We start from the raw sequence: 19,481 nt of genomic DNA, 5'->3' as shown, positions 1-19,481 counted from the left end.
TATTTGGACTCACCTTTTTATTCATTTAGATCGACCAGTTTCCGTCACGCATGACTGATTCACGCGTCCCGTCTGCAAGTTCTCCCTCAATTGATAGATCCGCGGATCCAATCATGAAGTCGACATGCGTCATCGAGTCGTTCGCACCTTGTGCTTCTAGTTCTTCCGCTGAAAGACTAGGACCATTTTCAAGACACGTCGAGTACGCACGACCAATTGCTAAGTGGCACGAAGCATTCTCATCAAACAACGTATTGTAGAATAAAATACCTGAATCAGAAATCGGAGAACGATGTGGTACGAGCGCGACTTCTCCGAGATACCGGGCACCTTCATCGAGGGAAATTAAATCATCCAATGCTTCTTGCCCCTGTTTCGCTTCCGCTTTGACGATTTTTCCGTCCTCGAACCAAAGAGTAAATTCATCAATCAAGTTACCACTGTAGCTGAGTGGTTTCGTACTCGAAACATGACCGTTAACACCTGTCTTCTTCGGTAATGTGAACACTTCTTCAGTCGGCAGATTCGCGATAAAATCAACACCATCTGCATTCGGACCACCGCCACCTAACCAAACGTGACGTTCTGGTAATTCAATTGATAACTCTGTTCCTGGCGCTGTATAATGCAATGTTTTGTATTTCTTCTCTGTCAGGAATTTCGCTTTTGAACGCAGATTATGATCATGATCCGCCCATGCAGCAACCGGATCCGCTTGATCAGCACGGGTTGCCTTCAAAATAGCTGCCCACAGTTCCTCAATCGGTTCCTCTGCATCAGGAAATACTTTCTTCGCCCAGCTTTCAGAAGGTGCTGCTACGACACACCAGCTGACATTGTCACTCATGACGAACTTTCGCCAATTGGCGAGAGCAATACCAGCTGCTTTATTCGCACGCGCGATTCGACTTGAATCAACACCATTTAATAAATCTGGATCTTCACTGACGACTGATAAGAATGCTGTTTTTTCTTCTGCAAGCTGATCGTAACGTGCTTTTAACCAATCCGGGAATGTATCAAACGAGTCTTCTGGTGCATCAAAATAACGGATTTTCGTCATCTCATCATCTGACCATTGTACATATACTTGCGTAGCACCTACTTCATATGCTACACGTGTGATTTCGCGAACAAGTGGTAAATTCTCGATTCCCGCTCGCACCTCCAATTGTTGTCCTGGCTGTAGATTGATCCCGGTACGCACTGCTAAAGACGCGTACTGTTGTAATTCTGCTTGTGTCGGCATTATGTAATCCCCTTTCTTGTATCTTTATTTTCACGAAATAGTTGCAATTTTGCAAGAAATAAGGCGAAACTAGATAGAGAAGAGAAGGAGGCATCATCATGGAATTCACACCCGGAGATTTTAAATCAGCTTATACGTATTTTCACCGACAGGCACTCGATCTCGTCGGTGATGAAAAAGCACAACAAGAATTGTTGATTCGAGCAGAAATCGGACTCGCACATCTGACACAAGATATCGCGTCTACGGAAAGTTCTGATATCGAACGCGAGGCAGAACTCGTCCTTTATTTCCAATTAAAACAACTACTCGAAATGCTTCGTGCCCTCTATCAGAAAAAATTCGAGATGCATGCAGAGCAAGAACAATTATTGCTAACGGCAGTTCTGTACTTTACGTCTCCTGTTGACGCCTTACCGGACGATAACGTCCTCGGACTCTTTGATGACGCACAAATCGTCGAAACGATTTACGAAGAACTCGCCGCAGATGTTGATCGCTTTCAACATATGGAATGAATGAAAAAGCAGCTGTCGCGACAGCTGCTTTTTCATTATGCATTTTGTTTAGAAGCGATATGAACCGGTGCCGTAGATTGACGTGATTCATCTATTTCTAGTTTTTCTTTATTCAACCACGTATAAATCATTCCCATGAAGACTGCTCCACCGATGATATTCCCAGCTAAAGCCGGTAACAGATTGTGCATGGCTCCTGCAAACGTAATCGTATCCGGATGTGGCACGATTAATGCGATAGAGAACAATGCCATATTTGCGATGACATGATCAAATCCTGATGCGAAGAAGACTGCGACAAGTACCATCATCATCATGATCTGCGCTAATTCATTCTTCATGTTCTTCGGAATGAAAATTGCTAAACAGACCATCCAGTTACAGAAGATTGCCCGGGTAAAGATTTCCCACGTCGAATGATGAATTTTTGTTTCCGATACAGCAAACAACCAATTGTTCATTCCAAGTTCCTGTAAGATACCTGTTTGAGAGAAGAGTAATGCGAATGCTAATCCTCCAAGACCATTTCCGATCAGACAAATCAACCAGACTTTCATCGTATCCATCTTCGTTGTATAGCCGCGCATCGTTGCCGTCGTGAAATACATCGTATTCCCTGTAAACAGTTCTGCACCGCCATAAATGATCAAGACGAGTGCCACTCCGAACGTCAATCCACCGACAAGTGTCGCGGCAGGTGATTCTGCCAAATACAGCCCGTTAATTGCTTTTAAGGTAAAAATGATTGCAAATCCAATGAATATCCCCGCTAACATAGCACGAACTAAGTATTCGAGAGGACGCAGTTGTAGCATACGTGTCGACTTGATTGCTTTATTCCGTAACCCTTCTAATGCTTCTACCTCGTTCATTGTAGAAACCTCTCTTCCTTTTGTTCAACACTTCACAATGTTTGTTCATTTATTATAATACTTCCATCTTAAGAGATGTTCAAGTCTTGATTAGACCTGTTTTATCGTTTTCATAAAAGAACGAGATGTAAACGATATCATTGTGTCGAGATTGTGAAAAATGCCTTTTCTTGCTTTATACAATTAATTAGTTTGAATCGAAAATCCTGATGCGAAACGCTCGAAAAAGGTTTGTCGTCTGGAGGAATCAAGCACATATCCATCGATGACGACACGATTAAAACGTCCAGACGATGACGTAGCGCGTTCGATGTCAGATGGTGTATAGATGTCGAACGCGCTACGATCTATCTTAAAATCAGCTTTCGAATAGGGATCGGTATAGTGAATTTCAAGATTGGTCAAGTCAGGAATCGTCGAAAATAAAACGAGCGTATGATGCATAAGTACTTTTGATAAGCGAGCGTTCAAGAAATCCTGATTCATTTGTAATGTACCAGTATCGGTCCCGATCCAAGCACGCCGTTCTTTGCCTGTGACGTCATAAGCGAGCCGTAACGACTCTCCTTCGACATCTACCTGTTTTAATTCTGATGAAAACGGGAGTTGTTCAGCTAATTGGCGAACAGCTACCGTATTCATCATGGAAGCACCGACTTGTCTAGCTACGAGATCACCATCATGCCAAATAGATCGTTGGTTTTCTTCGTCTGGTTGTTGAAAAAGACGAATCCCCACCAATACGCCTAAACAAATACAGCCTATAATCAAGAATGTTTTCTTCATTTTCATCACCTTCCTAAAAAAACTTACCCTTTTTCATCTTTTTTCATAAGAAGGGTTGAAATTTTATGCATATGGGCGTACTCTTGCAGGCAGATACTCACAGAAGGAGGAGCATGAGGTCACTCATCATAATGCCATGACTACAACACACCCACAGAAAAAGAGAGTTGAAAAAATCAGTTTTTTAATCATAGGTACGCTGCTGTATTCCTTGTACATCAGCTTACTACTATCTCCAAATGATATCGGATCAGGTGGTATCATGGGGATCACGCTTGTCCTTCAAGAGCTTTTCCACACCCCAATCGGATTAACACAATTGCTCTTAAACATTCCCCTCTTCCTTTTAGGTTTCCGTTTCTTACGAAAGCGATTCATGTTCTTATCTGGCATCATTGTCGTTGCCTCTTCTTTTTTAATCGACTGGATTCCGACTCAGATCGTTCCCGAGTCATTGAACGATCCGCTTGTTGCCTCCATCTTTGCCGGTCTAGTCTCTGGTCTTGCGATGGCATTGATTTTCTTTGGTGGCGCATCGACAGGTGGACTCGATATTCTTGGAAAGTTTTTCTTTGCTCGTTTTCATAATTGGCCACTTCCTCGCATATTTCTGATACAAGATCTTGTCATCTATATCTTGGTATGGTGGGTCTTCGATTTGAAACACGTTATGTATGCTCTTATCATGAGCTTCGTTCGCGCCAAAGCTCTTCAAACGGTTTACAGTTTTTATTCCGCTTCTAAGCAATGTATCATTATTTGCGAAAAGGCGGATGAAATAAATGAAGTCATCACAAAAGAACTTGGTCGTGGTGTGACGATCCTTGATGCACGGGGAGGATACTCCAACCGAACGAAGAAAATGGTCTATGTCGTCGTTCAAAATAATGAAATCGTCCGTTTGCAAGAAATCGTTTCTTCTGTCGAACCTAACGCGTTCGTTACGTTCTCAGAAATCCATACTATTTTTGGGAATTATAAGGAACATTCGTATTCGTTTTAAACTCAAGCGCAGCCTAGCTGTGCTTTTTCTATTTCGTTTACTTTAAAACAGCTTCTCGTATTGCACCAGCTTTCCTGCTTTTTTATTCGGAATACTGATTTTTTTACTTTCTTCTCCCTATTCAAAAAATGGACAGGCTTCACTTTTTTTGCGATAGTAGTTAAGCTTATGACATGTCTATTTATTTAAAGGAATGATTGCATGCACTCACTTTGGCGTCAGCGTATTCTGCTGATCCTTTTGATCAGTTTATTCGCTTCTATCCCAATCATTTACGCCCTATCCGGTTATCGGACGATTGCAACGATAACAGAGCAAATGAAGGATCATGACATACCGTTAATCAATCAAGTGGACCAGTTGGTTGAACATAACCGAGATCGTGCCAATGCGGTGCGTGGTCTTTTATTGTATGAAGATAGTCGTTATCTCGAACAGTATTACTTTTCTACTTCTAAAATTCATGATTTACGAAACAGTCTAAATCAATCGTCGACCACGCCAGGAGCAATCAAGGATTTACTACGTCGCAATAATGTCTGGGAGTCCGAGATTGAACGAGTATTCGTCGTCTATGAGCGTCAGAGTCCAACGGCAGCAAAGCGCCTTGCCAAACAAACGACGCAAACGACACAAACGATTCTCGAGGACTTATCTCGTGTGAAAGATGATTTGTATAAGACACTTCAAGCAAAATTACAACAATCAGATACTTTAGTCGCTAGATATAAATGGATGTGTCTCAGTCTCTCTATTCTGTCCTTTTTATTAATTAGTGCGACAATCTTTTTTTCCCACCGGTTCGCACCTAACAAGTCAGACGAATCGTCCTTAGAGTAAACGAAAAGCGCAGCTTTGGCTGCGCTTTTCGTTTACTCTAAGAATTATTCAGATACTGCTTTTCCCTCTTGTACATGCTCCATCGCCATATGAACAAGCGACGACACATGATGGTCATCTAAAGAATAATACACGACTTTTCCATCTTTACGAAACTTGACGAGCCCTTGTTTTAACAGGGAGCGAAGATGATGAGATGCTGTCGCAATCGAGCAGTCGACAGAAGCAGAGACATCACAAACGCACAATTCCTCTTCGATCGTCAACGCATAAACGATTCGTAGTCGTGTCGCATCTGAAAGGATCTTAAATAATTTTCCGATTTCAAGCGTCGGAATCGTATCAACGACTTGTCCAATCTCAGACGCACGCTGTTCATCAATAGCAATCGTTTCACAACGGGGAATGTCCATGTCCGTCACCTCGTTTCTATTTCTATATTGCACCATGAGAAACAGGACATTTGCAAGTTCAGCGCATCCGCCTACGAATGAGCCAAAATACAACCCATCCCCCTACGTAATCACCGATATCCCAAACGATTCGATTTTGATCGACCGCACGTACACCGATATCGATGATCTTCGTACTCTCCAATCGATTCCTATAACGCTTACGTAATCGAGCAGGAATCGGGAGACGAAGCAGTATTCGATAATAGATGTCTAAGTGGGTGTGTCCCCAAATTTCTGTAGCGATCGAACTTGTCTTGATATACAACGGACGTTTGTAGCGTCTTTCATACTTTTCCTTCAGCAAGAGAGCCATTTCATAAGATACACGATTAGGACGCGGAAATAAAATTTTCCCCAAATGGTAGATCCCCCGATTATCTACGCGAATGATTTGTGGTTCCAATCGATACCGGATCCAATAGCCCCGAAAACGGATCGTCTGCCATTTCAATACAATCACCTCTGAACGGATTATACCCTGTTCTGAAGAGATTGATGCCATTCCCGTACAGCATCTGTCATATGTTGTGCAGCACGCCGTCGATCTTCTTTAGCAAAAATTTCCGAGATGACCGCATATCCTTCTAATGGGATAGGAAGAGAAGCGACATTCGTTGCCGTAATTCCGCCAATGCCAATTAAAGGTAAGCGCACGGCTTCGCGAATCGCTTGAAGCATCGTGTGTGACATCGAGTCGGCGTCTGCTTTCGATGACGTCGCAAATAGAGAACCTACACCTAAATAAGATGCTCCATCTCGTTCTGCTTCAATCGCTTGCGCGACGGTTGCTACCGATACGCCGATCACAGTGTTCGGTAAGAGACGTCGCGCTGCGGTTAGAGGAATATCTTCTTGTCCGATATGCAAACCAGCTCCGACAAGTAACGCAATATCAATTCGGTCATTGATAATCAAAGGAACATCATGACGATCCGTCAGTCTCTTTAACCGGACTGCCTGTTCGAAGAATTCCTTTCCCTGCGCTGTTTTTTCCCGTAATTGTATAATCGTTGCACCACCTAAAATCGCTTCTTCAACGACCGTTTCGATTGCAACTCCCGGATGATATCGACGATCTGTCACCGCATAAATGGAATAATCAATTGACATGTTCTACCACCTCCATCAAATCTTGCTCCGTCATCAGACTGATTGCATTGAACAACTCTCGTTTGAAATTACCTAGACCTTTTTCTGATGCTGCCTGTTCTCCTGCTTTTCCCATGATAAATGTTCCGTGGACTGCTGCCTCAAATGCAGAATATCCTGCACCAAGAAAACTCGCAATCAAAGAAGCTGTCATACACCCCGTACCTGTGACGTCTCCGAGACGCGGCGTACCTACTTGTAGTTCCACTTCGCGCATGCCATCCGTGATGTAGTCGATTGGACCTGTGACGACAATGACGGACTTTTGTTTACGAGCGAATGCACGAATGATTTCTCGATCCATGATCTCATCACTAGCAGCATCGACTCCTTTTGTTCGTCCATTCTCCCCAAGCAATGTCTTGATTTCTGAAGCATTTCCTTTAACGACCGTACATCCGAGTCTACTCAATTCTTTTGAAAAGGACGTACGCAATGATGTGGCTCCCGCTCCAACTGGATCAAGGATGATCGGAACGTTCAAGCGTCTCGCTTCGCTTGCGGCGAGTCGTTGAGTTGCTTGCATGTCTGCATCAATTGTTCCAATGTTCAAGACAAGAGCTTGCGCGCGTCGAACCATCTCTTCCACTTCGCGAATATCCTCCGCCATGACTGGAGATGCGCCAACGGCAAGTGTGACATTGGCGCAATCATTGATCGTGACTGTGTTCGTCAAATGATGAATGAGTGGTTTGTGTTTAAGAATGGTCGTAAACATGTGAATCCCTCCAAAGTGAATGAAAATGATGTGTCGGTCCAATCCCTTGTCCGAGAGCAAATCCATGACGAATCGCCTCTGTAACATACTTCTTGGCCTGACGTACACTGTCCGGTAAAGCTTCTCCAAGTGCCATCCGTGCCGCAATCGCTGCAGATAAGGTACAGCCTGTTCCGTGAGTATGTTGATTATCTAACCGATCTGATGTGAAACGGTATTCTTCTTGCCCGTCCCATAATAAATCCGTGGCAGCTCCCGGTAGATGTCCACCTTTTAACAAGACAGCTCCAGTCTCCATAGCCAACTGATGCATCGCAAGTCGCATCTCCTCTAGATTAGTAACTGATTGCCCTGTTAAGCGCTCTGCTTCCGGTAAATTTGGTGTGACGAGTGTCGCAAGTGGCAGTAACTCCGCGATTAGTGCTTCCTCTGCCTCCGTCCGCAATAGGGCATGCCCGCCTTTTGCGACCATGACAGGGTCTAGTATGATTGGAACTGTCTGTTTGCGAAGATGTGTTGCAATGACGTGAATCGTTTGTGCATTCGAGACCATACCGATTTTGATAGCATCCACACGAATATCTGAAAAGATTGAAGCTAATTGGGCATCAACGATTTCCGATGATAACTCTTCTACTGCTTGAACGCCCAGTGTATTTTGAGCCGTTACCGCTGTCAAAACACTCATCCCATAAACGCCCAATGCCGAAAATGTCTTTAAATCTGCCTGAATTCCAGCTCCACCACCGGAGTCAGATCCCGCAATCGTCAATACATGTTTCATATTTTTCTCACCTTTCCATCGAGCAATGTAAGGGAGTTGTTACCGACAAAAAAAGCGTCGACCGCTGTAAAAAAGCAGTCGACGCTATACGAAATCGTTATCCAACCACTTCGGTATCCGTTCGGCTCAACTTTCCTACGCTGGTATTATCCAGTTCAGGTAATAGGGTCGAAAACAGATTGGTTTTCCTCTCAGCCGGATTCCTCCAGCTCCCCTAGTTGCTCAAGTATTCATTTCGCCTTAACTGTAGCATAGCGGCAAGAAAAAAACGAGCCGAAGCTCGTTTTGAATTATAGATATGCTAATGGATTAACTGCATTCAGAGGAGAAGAGGCACTGTACTGATAGCCTCCGACATGTAGTTCGAAATGCAAGTGTGGTCCTGTTGAATTCCCAGTACTACCAAGTGTTCCAACTTGCTGACCTTGAGAAACTGTTTGTCCTGCATGAACAGATAACGAACTCATATGAGCGTAGACTGTCGTATAGACTTTCCCGTCAAGGAAGTGAGAAATCATGACGTGATTTCCATAAGGCCCACCACCTGAAGCTGTAATGACCGTTCCAGCTGCTGCTGCGACGATTGGTGAGCCGACCGAACCACTGAAATCGACACCATTATGGAACGTATAGCCGTTCGCACCGCTTGCTGGTCCAAACCCTTGTGATACGCCACCAGAAGATGGACGAACGAATTTCCCACCGCTCGAAACAACGGGTGAAGCAACTGAAGTAGGTGATTCTGAACTCTTACCTGCTTGTTTTGCTGCTTGAGCATTCGCTTTAGCGGCTTTTTCAGCTGCTGCTTTCTCGGCTGCTGCTCTTTCAGCCGCCACTTTAGCTGCTGCCTTCGCTGCCGCAATCGCACGTTCTTGAGCTTCAAGTGTCGCTTGTAGTTCTTTCGCGTCTAGAAGTTCTGTCGTAAACTTCGTCTTACCTTTTCTTAATTTTTTAAGCGTAGCACTGCGTTCTTTCATTTGAACTTTCAACGCTTTTTTTTGTTCGATTAATGTTTTCTTCTCTTCAACCTGCTCCGCCTTTTTTTCAACGAGCGCTTGTTTTGCTTCCGCTAGCTTTTGTTGGGTTGCGATGTAATCCGAAATCATTTTATCATCTTGCTCCGCGATTTTTTTCCCTGCCATGACACGACTAAATAAATCACCTAAATCCTTCGATCCAAAAATGACTTCTTCCCATTTGATTGAGTTTCCATCGTTTTCTTGGAAGACACGTAGACGATCACCGAGTAGTTCTTCTTGTTTTTTCAACATCTCTTCGTAGCGAACGATGTCTGCTTTTAATTCATCGATTCGCAAATTCAATTTCTCGATTTGTTTATTTTTTTCGGAAATCTGAAAAATCTTTTCGTTGATCGCTGCATCGATTCGATTGATTTGACGTTGTTCTTTCGAAATTTTCGACTCTTGTTTTTTAATTGCTTTTTCTAATTTACGTTGTTCTGCGGCATTTTCAGCCTTTTTTTCTTTGATCGTTGCTGCCGCAATTGGTTGTGTTCCTGTTATAAGTAATGCTCCCAAAACAATGGTAGAAATTAGTTTTTTTAGCATATATCGTTTTCCTCACTTATGTTTTTCATATTTTATTATAGTATTCAAGTTTCTCTCATATCTGAAATAGATTATAGCACCCTAATCGTTTCAAAAAAATTTCATTTACATTTCAAATGAAAACATTTTTTGTAATATAATCATTTATTTTTTGAAAATCGCAAAAAAAGAACCGCTGCATAAGCAACGATTCTTTACTGTTTAAAACATCGTCATTGGGTTCACTGAGCTGGCTGGACCAGTTGCACTATAGCTGTATCCACCGACGTGGATTTCAAAGTGTAAGTGTGGACCAGTTGAATTCCCAGTGCTTCCACGTAAACCGATTTGTTCACCTTGACTGACGCGTTGACCTGCGTGAGCATTGAGTGCGCTCATATGAGCATACAATGTTGTGTACGTTTTACCGTTTAATTGGTGAGCAATCATGATGTGGTTTCCGTAAGGACCACCACCTGATGCTGTAATGACTGTTCCTGTTGCAGCTGCAACGATTGGAGTTCCAACCGGACCACCAAAGTCGATCCCGTTATGGAACGTATAACCGTTTTCTCCACCTGCTGAGCCATAGCCTTGCGTGACAGCCCCAACCGTTGGATGGATGAACAGACCACCGGATGATGGTGACGGTTTAGGTGTCGCAGGTGCTGACGGTGTTGGCGCAGCTGGTGCTGGCGCAGGTGTAGATGCTTTTGGAGTCGATTGTTTCGTCGAACCAGAAGGTTTCGCGGCTTGCGACGCTTTCTCTTGTGCTGCCTGCTGAGCCGCTGCTTCTTTAGCTGCTTGTTGCTCAGCTTCTTTTTGAGCCGCTGCTTGAGCTGCTTCAGCTTCTGCTCGCGCTTTTGCTTCACGTGCTGCTTGAGCTTGACGCTCTTTTTCGATACGTGCTTCACGTTCACGTGCTGCCTTTTCAGCTGCAATCGCTTTTTCTTGAGCAATCAGAATTTGCTGGACTTCTTTTGCATCCATCAATTGTGTTTCAAATTTCTCTTTTTTCTTACGTAATTCTTTTAAGCGTTTGTTTCGCTCTTTTAATTGCGATTCAAGTTCTGCTTGTTGGCGTTTCAATTCTTGCTTTTCAACAACCAATTGTGCTTTCTTGTTTTTCACTTCTTGTTGTGCATCCGCTAATTGCTTTTGCGTATTTTGATAATCCGTGATCATTTTATCATCTTGCTTTGAAATCGATTTTCCGGCCATGACACGGCTAACGAGGTCACCGACGTTTTTTGCCCCAAAAATGACTTCTTCCCATTTAATCGAGTTCCCGTCATTTTCTTGCATGACACGAAGACGATCCCCAAGTAGTTTTTCTTGGCGTTTTAATTTCGCTTTATACTTTTCGATTTCTTTTCCAAGTTGAACGATTTCTCGTTCCGTCGCCTTAATTTGACGATCTTTCGTTTCGACAGCAAAGATCTTTTCATTCAAGGCTTCGTCTAATCGATTGACTTCTTGTTGCGTCTTAGAAATTTTTTGACCCTCCTGATTAACGGAAGACTCTAAGTTTTTTTGTTTTTTAGCATTGTCTTGTTGCTGTTGTTCGTTTTTAGCTTTCTGTTCACTTAAATCGTCAGCTGCTGCAAAATGAGGTGCTGATGAAAGAACTAGTGCGGAAACGATGAGCGACGCGAACGTTTTTTTCATGTAGTATTCCCTCTTTTTCTCTAGTAGTATGTCGATGCATTATATGGAATAACAGTTACGTTAAAATTAAATTCTATAATAGTTTTTCTTATTTATAGGAACGTTTTTGATTATAGCATTCATTCCTCTTCCATAATATTTCAGTGATATTTCATTTTAAATAAATCGTTCTTCTTCTATGTAATAGAAAATGATGGAAAACAGCTTCCCATTGCAACTTTGATTCATTTTTGGGAAACTGAAGCGAATGGAGGGAAACATCAGATGAAACTAGATCATACCGGCATCGCCGTTCGCGATATGCAAGAAGCAATCTCATTTTATACAAAAGTACTTGGTGGAAAATTAACAAAAGAGTACTCAAACCCCGCACCTGGTGTCGCTTCCAACATCGCCGTCATCGAGTTCGATGATGCGCATATCGAGCTGTTGACACCTACTAGCCAGGATAGTCCAATCGCTCGTTTTTTAAAACAACGTGGAAAAGGAGTCCATCACATTGCCTACCGTGTTGATGATTTAGATCAAGCAATCGCCGAAGCAAAACAACAAGGCTTAACATTTTTAGAAGATACGTATCGAACGACGCCGTTTGGACGACGACTGATTTATATGAACCCTCGTCATTCACATGGGGTTATCACGGAACTCTGTGATTATCCAGAGAACTCATAAAAAAATCAGCACTGCGACAACGCAGTGCTGATTTTTGTTTTATACGATTAGCCGAGTTTTGCAACGATTTCTCGATTGAATGCAGGAATGTCATCCGGTTGTCGACTTGAGATAAAATTATCATCAACAACGACTTCTTCGTCCGCGAAATCTACTCCAGCATTTTCTAGGTCGATGCGAATTGATTTATAACCTGTCATTTTTCTTCCTTTAACGATTTTGGCGTTAATCATCAACTGAGGTCCATGACAGATCGAGAAGATCGGTTTTTTTGACATATCGAATTCTTCGACGAATGAGACGAAACGATCATCTTCGCGTAGTAAATCTGGTGAAAATCCACCTGGTATCAAAAGGGCATCATAGTCTGCCGCCGATGTCTCATCAATTGAGAGATCAACGGTTACTTTTGCATCTTCCTGTTTACCAACAAGCTCTGCACCTTTTTTGGCACCAATGACAGTAATGTCGTGCCCCGCTTCTTTTAACGCATCAACCGGTCCAGTGAATTCTACATCTTCAAAATGATCGGCGAGTACGACTGCTACTTTTTTAGACATGTGATTCATCTCCTAATTTGTTTAAATTTAAATCGAATCTTCTCCGCGATCTCGTGGAGAAACCGGATCATCTGGCATCTCGTTTTTCCCTTTTAGGATTTCCTTTTGCTGCTCCTCTGTCAGTTTCCGTTCTTTATCAGACAGACGATCCCGTTCATCTTCCAATTTTTCATTTGGACGATCGGTTTCTTTTGGTGCCATCGAAAACCCTCCTTAAGGATGCATTTCTTATAACGAATCGACGACTTTAACAGAAAGGTCAACATCGATGTTGCCACGAGTCGCTTTTGAATACGGGCAGAAATTGTGTGTCTTCTCAAGTAGTTCTTCTGCTTCTTCTTGCGATACCCCAACGACTTCGACGACGAGTTTCGCCGCAATTTTCACACCGTTATCCGCTTCGTCCTGTAAGAGGCTGACTTCTGAATTCGTCCGCGTCTCGACTCGTTTTTTCGCTTGGCGCGCCATCAAATTGTAGGCACCATCAAAACAAGCGGCATATCCTGCTGCGAATAACTGTTCCGGGTTTGATGTCGGAATGTCTTCTTTGCCTTTTGTTCCAGGCATGACTAAATCAAGATTAATGACGTTATCATCTGAAGCGACTTTCCCGTCGCGACCACCGACTGCAGATGCGCGTGAAGTAAGAATGACGTTTGACATGATAGAAAACCCCTTTTCCTGTTGAATTAAAAAAAGACTTTTTTGCCACATAAACAGTAATACCCGTCACTGGCGGAGATAAACACAAGGAGTGTTCAATCCCTTTACCCTGCCATTCTTTCAATAACGAAAAAAGACGATGAACTTAATGTCCATCGTCTTTTGATTTTGCTATTTTATCCGATATCCTCTGTTGCAACTTCTTCTTGATCAGGCAATTGAAGATAAATCGACTTCACTTGGTGGTTATCGACTTCCATGACCTTGATCGTATACGCTTGATAGCGGAATTCTTGACCACTTGATACTTCTGTATCCTGTGCCATGACCCAACCACCAATCGTATCAATATCTTCTTCTTCAATACCTAGGTTAAAGCGTTCATTTAAGTCATCAATTAAGACACGACCTGAAATCCGGTATAATCGCTCATGAATCTGTTCGATATCCGCTTTCTCATCTTTATCGAATTCGTCTCGGATTTCTCCGACGATTTCCTCCAATATGTCTTCCATCGTGATGACACCAGCTGTCCCTCCGTATTCATCAATGACGAGTGCCATTGGCGTCCGTTCCACCTGCATCTTCAGCATCGCGTCTTGAAGCGGTGAATACTCGGATACGATCGGCAAGTTATGGATATAATAACTTAATGCTTTCCCTTTGTTCGCCATATGGTCCGTAAATAATTGTTTTGCATTGATGAAGCCAAGGATTTTATCCTTATCTCCTTCTTCCGCTACCGGATAACGTGTGAACTGATACTCTTCAACGAGACGAATAATGTCCTCCATCGATGCATCGTTCGAAATCGTGATTAAATCTGTCCGCGGTAACATGATGTCTTTCGCGATCCGCTCATCGAACGAGAAGATGTTTTGCATGTAGGAAAGTTCGGTCTGGTTGATTTCTCCACTCTTGTAACTCTGCGTCATGATGATTTTAATTTCTTCTTCCGAGTGAACTTCTTCGTGACCAGCAGGTTCAACACCAAACAAACGAAGAATGACCCGGGCTGAACCGTTCAATGTCCAAATGAAAGGTTTCATGACCTTACCGAACCAATAAAGCGGTGGTGCGAGTAACATCGTGATAGCTTCCGTCTTTTGAATAGCCAAGGACTTAGGAGCTAGTTCTCCAAGCACGACATGAAGAAACGTTACAATTGAGAATGCAAGGACGAACGAAATGATCGTCGAAACGGAGTTTGGGATGTCGATTTCTTCGAACAACATACTGAGAATCGCACCTACCGTCGATTCTCCTAACCACCCGAGACCAAGCGCTGTCACGGTAATTCCAAGTTGACAGGCTGATAAATAATAATCCAAATTCTCAAGCAGCCTTTTCGCTACTTTCGCAGTCTTGCTTCCTTCTGTAATCAACTGATCGATTCGAGACATTCGCATTTTGACGACCGAAAATTCGGCGGCAACAAAAAAAGCGGTTAAAATGATGAGTAGTGCAATGACGAGTAGTCGAATAATGATCGTCGTCGTGTCGAATGTCTCCATTGAGTGTGTACTGTCCAATCGTTTCCCCGAAGAAAGGGGATTCACCTCCATTAATATAAAGCCAGATGCAAAGGCATCTGGTCGTTTACAGCAAAAAGAAGCTTTATTCTTTCAAAGCTTCCTTACTTTTTCATATTCATACTATAACGGAACTTTCACAAAATGTGTACTTGAAGACACGATTTCAATCGGTCAGACCACGTATAGGATGAAGATTACAATCATGAGCAACATCGCGATTCCCTTTAACAACGCACTTGATAAGATACCGAGAACCGTACCGATTCCTACTGAAACGGCTGTTTGCCATGTTTTTTTACTAATGATTTTTTCCGTCAAGATGGCAAAGACGAACGGGAATATCAATAGTCCGATTCCTGGTAAAATAAACGGTCCGGCAATCAATCCCACTGTCGTCGCGATTTTAGCCGCTTGAGATCCTCCCCGTCGATCAACAGTGTAGGCGCTGACGAGATAATCCAGTGTGAACAAGAGAATGATGAAAATCGCTTGAATCACCCAAAAACTAATCGATAATTCAGAGAAACCGAATCCGAATCCATAAATCAAAAAGCCTACTACTAAAATCGGCGCACTTGGGATGATCGGATATACGAGTCCTGCAAAAGCGACGAGAAAACACACGACGATTAGACTCCATAATAAAATTGTCACTTCCATCCCTCCCTTCTTCTAAAGTTCTTGCTTTTATTACGAACGTGAAGAGGCAAAGGTTTCATCAAACACTTATTTCAATCGTCCTTCTAAAAAAGAACGATCCTACTCATTTTTATAGCATTATATTGATTAAATTCCTGGTTTAAAGTGCTTTAAAACCCGCTTGACTGACTGATTTTGAGCAATATGTTTGGTAGAAGTGTATGGATGTGTTTTACTTCTTTTCATAACGTGAATAACTTAATTGTTATAATAACGAATGGAGGATGAAATGAGATGGCTCAACAAAACGAAGCTACATTGCATACGGATTTTACGAAGATTTATATTGACGGTCAGTGGCGCACAGGCGCAAGTGACAGCAACATGACGAACACAAATCCATTCACTGGAGAAGAGCTCTTTACGATCTCTGCCGCGAACCAACAAGATTTAGATGATGCGTATGAAGCGGCTCAAGTTGCTCAAAAAGACTGGGCGAAAGTTCCTGCCTTAAAACGCCAAGGTCTCATCGAAAACTTCCTGAAGGTGTTGTACGAAGAAAAAGAGACTATCATCGATTGGCTAATCAAAGAGTCAGGAAGTACACGTATTAAAGCGGAAGGTGAATTCCTCGCCTCAGTCTTGATCGTAAAAGAAGCTGCTACCTTCCCATTACGGATGCATGGTGAAATTCGTCCATCGGTCGTACCAGGCAAAGAAAACCGAATCTATCGTAAAGCACTTGGCGTCATCGGTGTCATCAGTCCATGGAACTTCCCGTTCCACTTAGCTGTGCGGTCGATCGCTACTGCTATCGCTATTGGGAATGCAGTCGTCGTTAAACCGGCAACAGACACACCTGTCTCAGGCGGTTTAATTTTCGCTAGCCTGTTTGAAAAAGCTGGATTACCAAAAGGTGTTTTAAATGTTATCGTCGGTCGTGGTTCAGAAATCGGTGACGCCATCGTCGAACACCCTGTCCCACGCTTGATTTCCTTTACAGGATCAACTGAAGTCGGTCGCCACATCGGAGAACTTGCCGGTAAACACCTGAAGAAAACAGCGCTTGAACTTGGCGGAAACAACGTCTTCGTCGTACTTGATGATGCTGATCTCGATCGTGCGGTTGAATCTGCTGTCTACAGCAAGTTCTATCATCAAGGTCAAATCTGTATGTCGACGAACCGAATTCTTGTCGCTTCTTCGATTCATGATGAGTTCGTCGAAAAATACGTTGCTCGTGTGAAAGAATTACAGTATGGTGATCCATCACATGACCGGACACAAGTCGGACCACTCATCAATCAATCACAAGTCGAACGCATCCTTGAAGATCTTGAAAAAACAAAAGCTGCCGGTGCAACCGTTCGTGTAGGTGGAGAAGCAAAAGACAACGTCATTGCGCCAACTGTCGTCACAGGCGTCACGAACGATATGCCGCTTGCTAAAAATGAAATCTTTGGACCAGTTGCTGTCATCATCCCATTCGATACAGATGAAGAGGCACTCGAAATCGCGAACTCTCTCCCATACGGATTGAGTGGCGCAGTGCACGGTTCATCTATTGAACGTGCGACCGCTTTTGCACTGGAAGTCGAGACAGGTATGATTCACATCAACGACCAATCGGTCAACGATGAGCCACATATGCCATTTGGTGGTGAAAAAGATTCAGGACTTGGTCGCTTTAACGGTGAATGGGTACTTGAAGAATTCTCAACTGTACAATGGTTGTCCGTCATGCATGATCGCCGCCAATACAAACCATTCTTTGAATAAATAATCGGGAGCAGGGAACTCTTCCCTGCTCTACATACTTAAAAAAGGAGCTGAACGGTTATGCCATTATTACGATTCGACGTCATTGAAGGACGTTCTGAAGAAGAGTTGAACGTGTTACTCGACACTGCACATGACGCAATGATCGAAGCATTCGACGTGCCGGAACGTGATCGGTATCAAATCGTGCATACACACAAAGCTCACGAAATGGTCATTCAAGATACAGGTCTTGGTTTTAAGCGGAGTAAAGATATCGTTCTTATCAGTGTGACAAGTAAAACGCGGACGAAAGAGAAGAAGCAACGTCTCTATCAATTGCTCGCTGAACGATTAGAAGCAAATTGTGGACTTGCTCCGACTGATTTAATGGTTTCAATCGTCGAAAATGATGCGGCGGACTGGAGTTTCGGTCTCGGTGAAGCACAGTTTTTAACAGGTAAACTATGAGCGTTCAACAAATGAAACAATTAAAGGGGGGTGTGTTACCGATGATTTCCGGTAACACCCCCCCTTTTTCTTCATTCATTAAACTATTAACATAAACCCTAACATGACTTATTTCACAGTGACTTCGACCTTCTCACGGGGATTTTCTCGCTGTAACGGCGCTTTCCAACTAAACTGATCAGGTTCTGGAACGAAATCGAGGCCTCCTGGATGAAACGGTTGGCAACGAAGCAAACGGCGTGTCGTCAAATAACTCCCTTTTACTGCACCATGACGTTCAATCGCCTCCATCCCGTAATGGGAACACGTCGGATAGAATCGACATGTGGCTGGTTTCATGGGAGAAATGACTTTTTGATAAAAGCGAATGCCTCCCATTAAGACACGTTTCATAACGTCCCTTCTTTCTTCTTTTTTTCTAGTGTAACGCATCTGTTCATCATTTTCAGATGTTCTGCTTTATCCTAAAAGTAGATTTAAAAGAAGGATGTGTTGAGATGAAGGCATTAACATTCCACGAATTCGGAGGTTCTGATGTATTACGCTTCGAAGACGTGCCAACGCCAACAATCAGCGAACAGGAAGTTCTGATTGAAATGAAAGCGATCGGTCTGAATTTTGCAGATATTTATCGTCGAAAAGGAAACTATCATTTAGAAGGACAGCCTCCCTATATTTTAGGTTACGAAGGAGCAGGAGTCATCACCGCAATCGGTGCAGCCGTTTCAACGTTCCATATAGGTCAACGGATTGCTTTTGCGGACGTTCCGCTTGCGAACGCTGAGTACGTAGCGGCACCCGTTGATAAATTGATTCCGCTTCCTGACGGTATCTCATACGAAACAGCAGCTTCTGTCTTATTACAAGGATTGACGGCACATTATTTGACTCGCGACAGTTATCACATTCAACCAGGAGATACCGTCTTAGTTCACGCTGCTGCCGGTGGCGTGGGACAATTACTGACACAACTCATTCGTTTACTTGGTGCAACTCCGATTGGCTTAACTTCTTCTCCCGATAAGGCACAGATCGCAAAAACTGCCGGTTGTGAGTCTGTCTATTTGTACTCAGAGAACTGGGTCGAGCAAGTGCTTACACAAACTTCTGGTAGAGGGGTCGATGTCGTTTATGAGTCTATCGGTTCTACGCTAATGGACAGTTTCCATGTAACGAAAGTGCATGGGACCGTCGTCTTCTACGGTATGGCAGGCGGTGATCCCGCACCTGTCGATCCACGTCTTTTAATGGATACGTCCAAAACATTAACGGGTGGCGATCTTTGGAATGTGTTAACGTCTTCTGAGGAACGCATCCGCAGATCGGGTGAGCTGTTTGATTGGATTTTATCTAGTCACCTTAACCTGTCCTCTCCGACAATTTTTGCTTTATCTGATGGAAAAGCAGCGCATGACTTTTTAGAAAGCCGACGTAGTACAGGAAAGTTACTGTTAATTCCTTAATCATTTTTTAGAGACGACTCTCGTGAGTCGTTTTTTTGTGTGAAATTGGAATTATCGATTGATTTTTTATAATGAAGAGAGTAAAGTAAATCTCATCAAAACCTAAAACTCAAATTAGTTTTGAGTTT

General features: G+C 43.1%; 23 protein-coding genes and 1 riboswitch. Of the genes, 7 read left to right on the top strand and 16 right to left on the bottom strand.

Annotated features, from left to right (window positions below; translation table 11 throughout):
* Positions 1–25: 25 nt before the first annotated feature.
* A complete protein-coding gene (locus HZS85_RS13095; RefSeq protein WP_035412507.1) occupies positions 26–1,249 on the bottom strand; it encodes an aminopeptidase in 1,224 nt (407 codons plus the stop codon).
* A 98-nt stretch (positions 1,250–1,347) separates the two neighbouring features.
* On the opposite strand from HZS85_RS13095, the gene HZS85_RS13090 reads away from it, so the two are divergent.
* Complete coding sequence (locus tag HZS85_RS13090; protein WP_035412504.1) at positions 1,348–1,767, top strand: YkvA family protein; 420 nt, start codon at positions 1,348–1,350, stop codon at positions 1,765–1,767.
* A 35-nt stretch (positions 1,768–1,802) separates the two neighbouring features.
* Here HZS85_RS13090 and HZS85_RS13085 read toward each other — a convergent pair whose 3' ends face one another.
* Both HZS85_RS13085 and HZS85_RS13080 read right to left on the bottom strand, forming a co-directional pair.
* Positions 1,803–2,639, bottom strand: a complete 837-nt coding sequence (locus tag HZS85_RS13085; RefSeq protein ID WP_214856438.1) for a formate/nitrite transporter family protein — start codon at positions 2,637–2,639, stop codon at positions 1,803–1,805.
* Positions 2,640–2,822: 183 nt separating this feature from the next.
* Positions 2,823–3,425 carry a hypothetical protein gene (locus HZS85_RS13080; RefSeq protein ID WP_214856437.1) on the bottom strand — a complete coding sequence of 201 codons (603 nt, stop codon included), beginning with the start codon at positions 3,423–3,425 and terminating at the stop codon, positions 2,823–2,825.
* Between the two features lie 136 nt (positions 3,426–3,561).
* On the opposite strand from HZS85_RS13080, the gene HZS85_RS13075 reads away from it, so the two are divergent.
* Together HZS85_RS13075 and HZS85_RS13070 are read left to right on the top strand one after the other, a co-directional pair.
* Positions 3,562–4,428 carry a YitT family protein gene (locus tag HZS85_RS13075; RefSeq protein ID WP_214856436.1) on the top strand — a complete coding sequence of 289 codons (867 nt, stop codon included), beginning with the start codon at positions 3,562–3,564 and terminating at the stop codon, positions 4,426–4,428.
* A gap of 201 nt (positions 4,429–4,629) precedes the next feature.
* Positions 4,630–5,268, top strand: a complete 639-nt coding sequence (locus tag HZS85_RS13070; RefSeq protein ID WP_214856435.1) for a CHASE3 domain-containing protein — start codon at positions 4,630–4,632, stop codon at positions 5,266–5,268.
* Positions 5,269–5,312: 44 nt separating this feature from the next.
* Here HZS85_RS13070 and HZS85_RS13065 read toward each other — a convergent pair whose 3' ends face one another.
* The 7 genes from HZS85_RS13065 to HZS85_RS13035 form a co-directional block, all read right to left on the bottom strand.
* The gene (locus HZS85_RS13065; RefSeq protein ID WP_035412491.1) at positions 5,313–5,681 is read right to left on the bottom strand and encodes an ArsR/SmtB family transcription factor; all 369 of its coding nucleotides are present in this window, start codon (positions 5,679–5,681) and stop codon (positions 5,313–5,315) included.
* 58 nt (positions 5,682–5,739) lie between these two features.
* Positions 5,740–6,081: a hypothetical protein gene (locus tag HZS85_RS13060; RefSeq protein WP_251137984.1), complete on the bottom strand. Its 342-nt coding sequence runs from the start codon at positions 6,079–6,081 to the stop codon at positions 5,740–5,742.
* A 113-nt stretch (positions 6,082–6,194) separates the two neighbouring features.
* Positions 6,195–6,833: a thiamine phosphate synthase gene (gene thiE / locus HZS85_RS13055; RefSeq protein WP_214856432.1), complete on the bottom strand. Its 639-nt coding sequence runs from the start codon at positions 6,831–6,833 to the stop codon at positions 6,195–6,197.
* Positions 6,823–7,590 (bottom strand): hydroxyethylthiazole kinase, encoded by a 768-nt coding sequence (gene thiM, locus HZS85_RS13050; protein WP_214856431.1) that lies wholly within the window; start codon positions 7,588–7,590, stop codon positions 6,823–6,825. Before thiM ends, thiE begins: the two co-directional genes overlap by 11 nt.
* On the bottom strand, positions 7,571–8,374 hold the full coding sequence (gene thiD / locus HZS85_RS13045) for a bifunctional hydroxymethylpyrimidine kinase/phosphomethylpyrimidine kinase (RefSeq protein ID WP_214856430.1): 804 nt from the start codon (positions 8,372–8,374) through the stop codon (positions 7,571–7,573). Before thiD ends, thiM begins: the two co-directional genes overlap by 20 nt.
* Before the next feature lie 115 nt (positions 8,375–8,489).
* Positions 8,490–8,600: riboswitch (TPP riboswitch) on the bottom strand.
* Positions 8,601–8,664: 64 nt separating this feature from the next.
* Positions 8,665–9,942, bottom strand: coding sequence for a murein hydrolase activator EnvC family protein (locus HZS85_RS13040; protein ID WP_214856429.1), 1,278 nt, complete (start codon positions 9,940–9,942; stop codon positions 8,665–8,667).
* 201 nt (positions 9,943–10,143) lie between these two features.
* Positions 10,144–11,589, bottom strand: coding sequence for a murein hydrolase activator EnvC family protein (locus tag HZS85_RS13035; protein WP_214856428.1), 1,446 nt, complete (start codon positions 11,587–11,589; stop codon positions 10,144–10,146).
* A gap of 264 nt (positions 11,590–11,853) precedes the next feature.
* Between HZS85_RS13035 and mce the strand changes: the two genes are divergently transcribed.
* A complete protein-coding gene (gene mce, locus HZS85_RS13030; protein WP_214856426.1) occupies positions 11,854–12,264 on the top strand; it encodes a methylmalonyl-CoA epimerase in 411 nt (136 codons plus the stop codon).
* Between the two features lie 47 nt (positions 12,265–12,311).
* On the opposite strand, the gene HZS85_RS13025 is transcribed toward mce, so the two are convergent.
* The 5 genes from HZS85_RS13025 to HZS85_RS13005 all read right to left on the bottom strand — a co-directional run bounded on the left by HZS85_RS13025 (position 12,312) and on the right by HZS85_RS13005 (position 15,682).
* Complete coding sequence (locus HZS85_RS13025) at positions 12,312–12,824, bottom strand: type 1 glutamine amidotransferase domain-containing protein (RefSeq protein ID WP_214856425.1); 513 nt, start codon at positions 12,822–12,824, stop codon at positions 12,312–12,314.
* Positions 12,825–12,851: 27 nt separating this feature from the next.
* Positions 12,852–13,025, bottom strand: a complete 174-nt coding sequence (locus HZS85_RS13020) for a hypothetical protein (protein WP_214856424.1) — start codon at positions 13,023–13,025, stop codon at positions 12,852–12,854.
* Between the two features lie 27 nt (positions 13,026–13,052).
* The gene (locus tag HZS85_RS13015) at positions 13,053–13,487 is read right to left on the bottom strand and encodes an organic hydroperoxide resistance protein (protein ID WP_035412467.1); all 435 of its coding nucleotides are present in this window, start codon (positions 13,485–13,487) and stop codon (positions 13,053–13,055) included.
* A gap of 176 nt (positions 13,488–13,663) precedes the next feature.
* Entirely contained in the window at positions 13,664–15,001 is a 1,338-nt protein-coding gene (locus HZS85_RS13010; RefSeq protein WP_056063508.1) for a hemolysin family protein, read from the bottom strand.
* Between the two features lie 192 nt (positions 15,002–15,193).
* Positions 15,194–15,682 carry a DUF456 domain-containing protein gene (locus tag HZS85_RS13005; protein WP_231496923.1) on the bottom strand — a complete coding sequence of 163 codons (489 nt, stop codon included), beginning with the start codon at positions 15,680–15,682 and terminating at the stop codon, positions 15,194–15,196.
* Between the two features lie 273 nt (positions 15,683–15,955).
* On the opposite strand from HZS85_RS13005, the gene HZS85_RS13000 reads away from it, so the two are divergent.
* Positions 15,956–17,440, top strand: coding sequence for an aldehyde dehydrogenase family protein (locus HZS85_RS13000; protein ID WP_081780441.1), 1,485 nt, complete (start codon positions 15,956–15,958; stop codon positions 17,438–17,440).
* A 60-nt stretch (positions 17,441–17,500) separates the two neighbouring features.
* Positions 17,501–17,890 carry a tautomerase family protein gene (locus HZS85_RS12995; RefSeq protein WP_214856423.1) on the top strand — a complete coding sequence of 130 codons (390 nt, stop codon included), beginning with the start codon at positions 17,501–17,503 and terminating at the stop codon, positions 17,888–17,890.
* 108 nt (positions 17,891–17,998) lie between these two features.
* Here HZS85_RS12995 and yidD read toward each other — a convergent pair whose 3' ends face one another.
* A complete protein-coding gene (gene yidD, locus HZS85_RS12990; RefSeq protein WP_214856422.1) occupies positions 17,999–18,283 on the bottom strand; it encodes a membrane protein insertion efficiency factor YidD in 285 nt (94 codons plus the stop codon).
* A 104-nt stretch (positions 18,284–18,387) separates the two neighbouring features.
* On the opposite strand from yidD, the gene HZS85_RS12985 reads away from it, so the two are divergent.
* Positions 18,388–19,353, top strand: a complete 966-nt coding sequence (locus HZS85_RS12985; protein WP_214856421.1) for a quinone oxidoreductase family protein — start codon at positions 18,388–18,390, stop codon at positions 19,351–19,353.
* Positions 19,354–19,481: the final 128 nt, after the last annotated feature.

The sequence above is a fragment of the Exiguobacterium sp. s130 genome (genome assembly GCF_018619055.1).
In the GTDB taxonomy this organism is placed as follows: domain Bacteria; phylum Bacillota; class Bacilli; order Exiguobacteriales; family Exiguobacteriaceae; genus Exiguobacterium_A.
The sequence above is the reverse complement of the archived record's forward strand: the minus strand, read 5'-3'. Positions and strand labels throughout refer to the sequence as shown.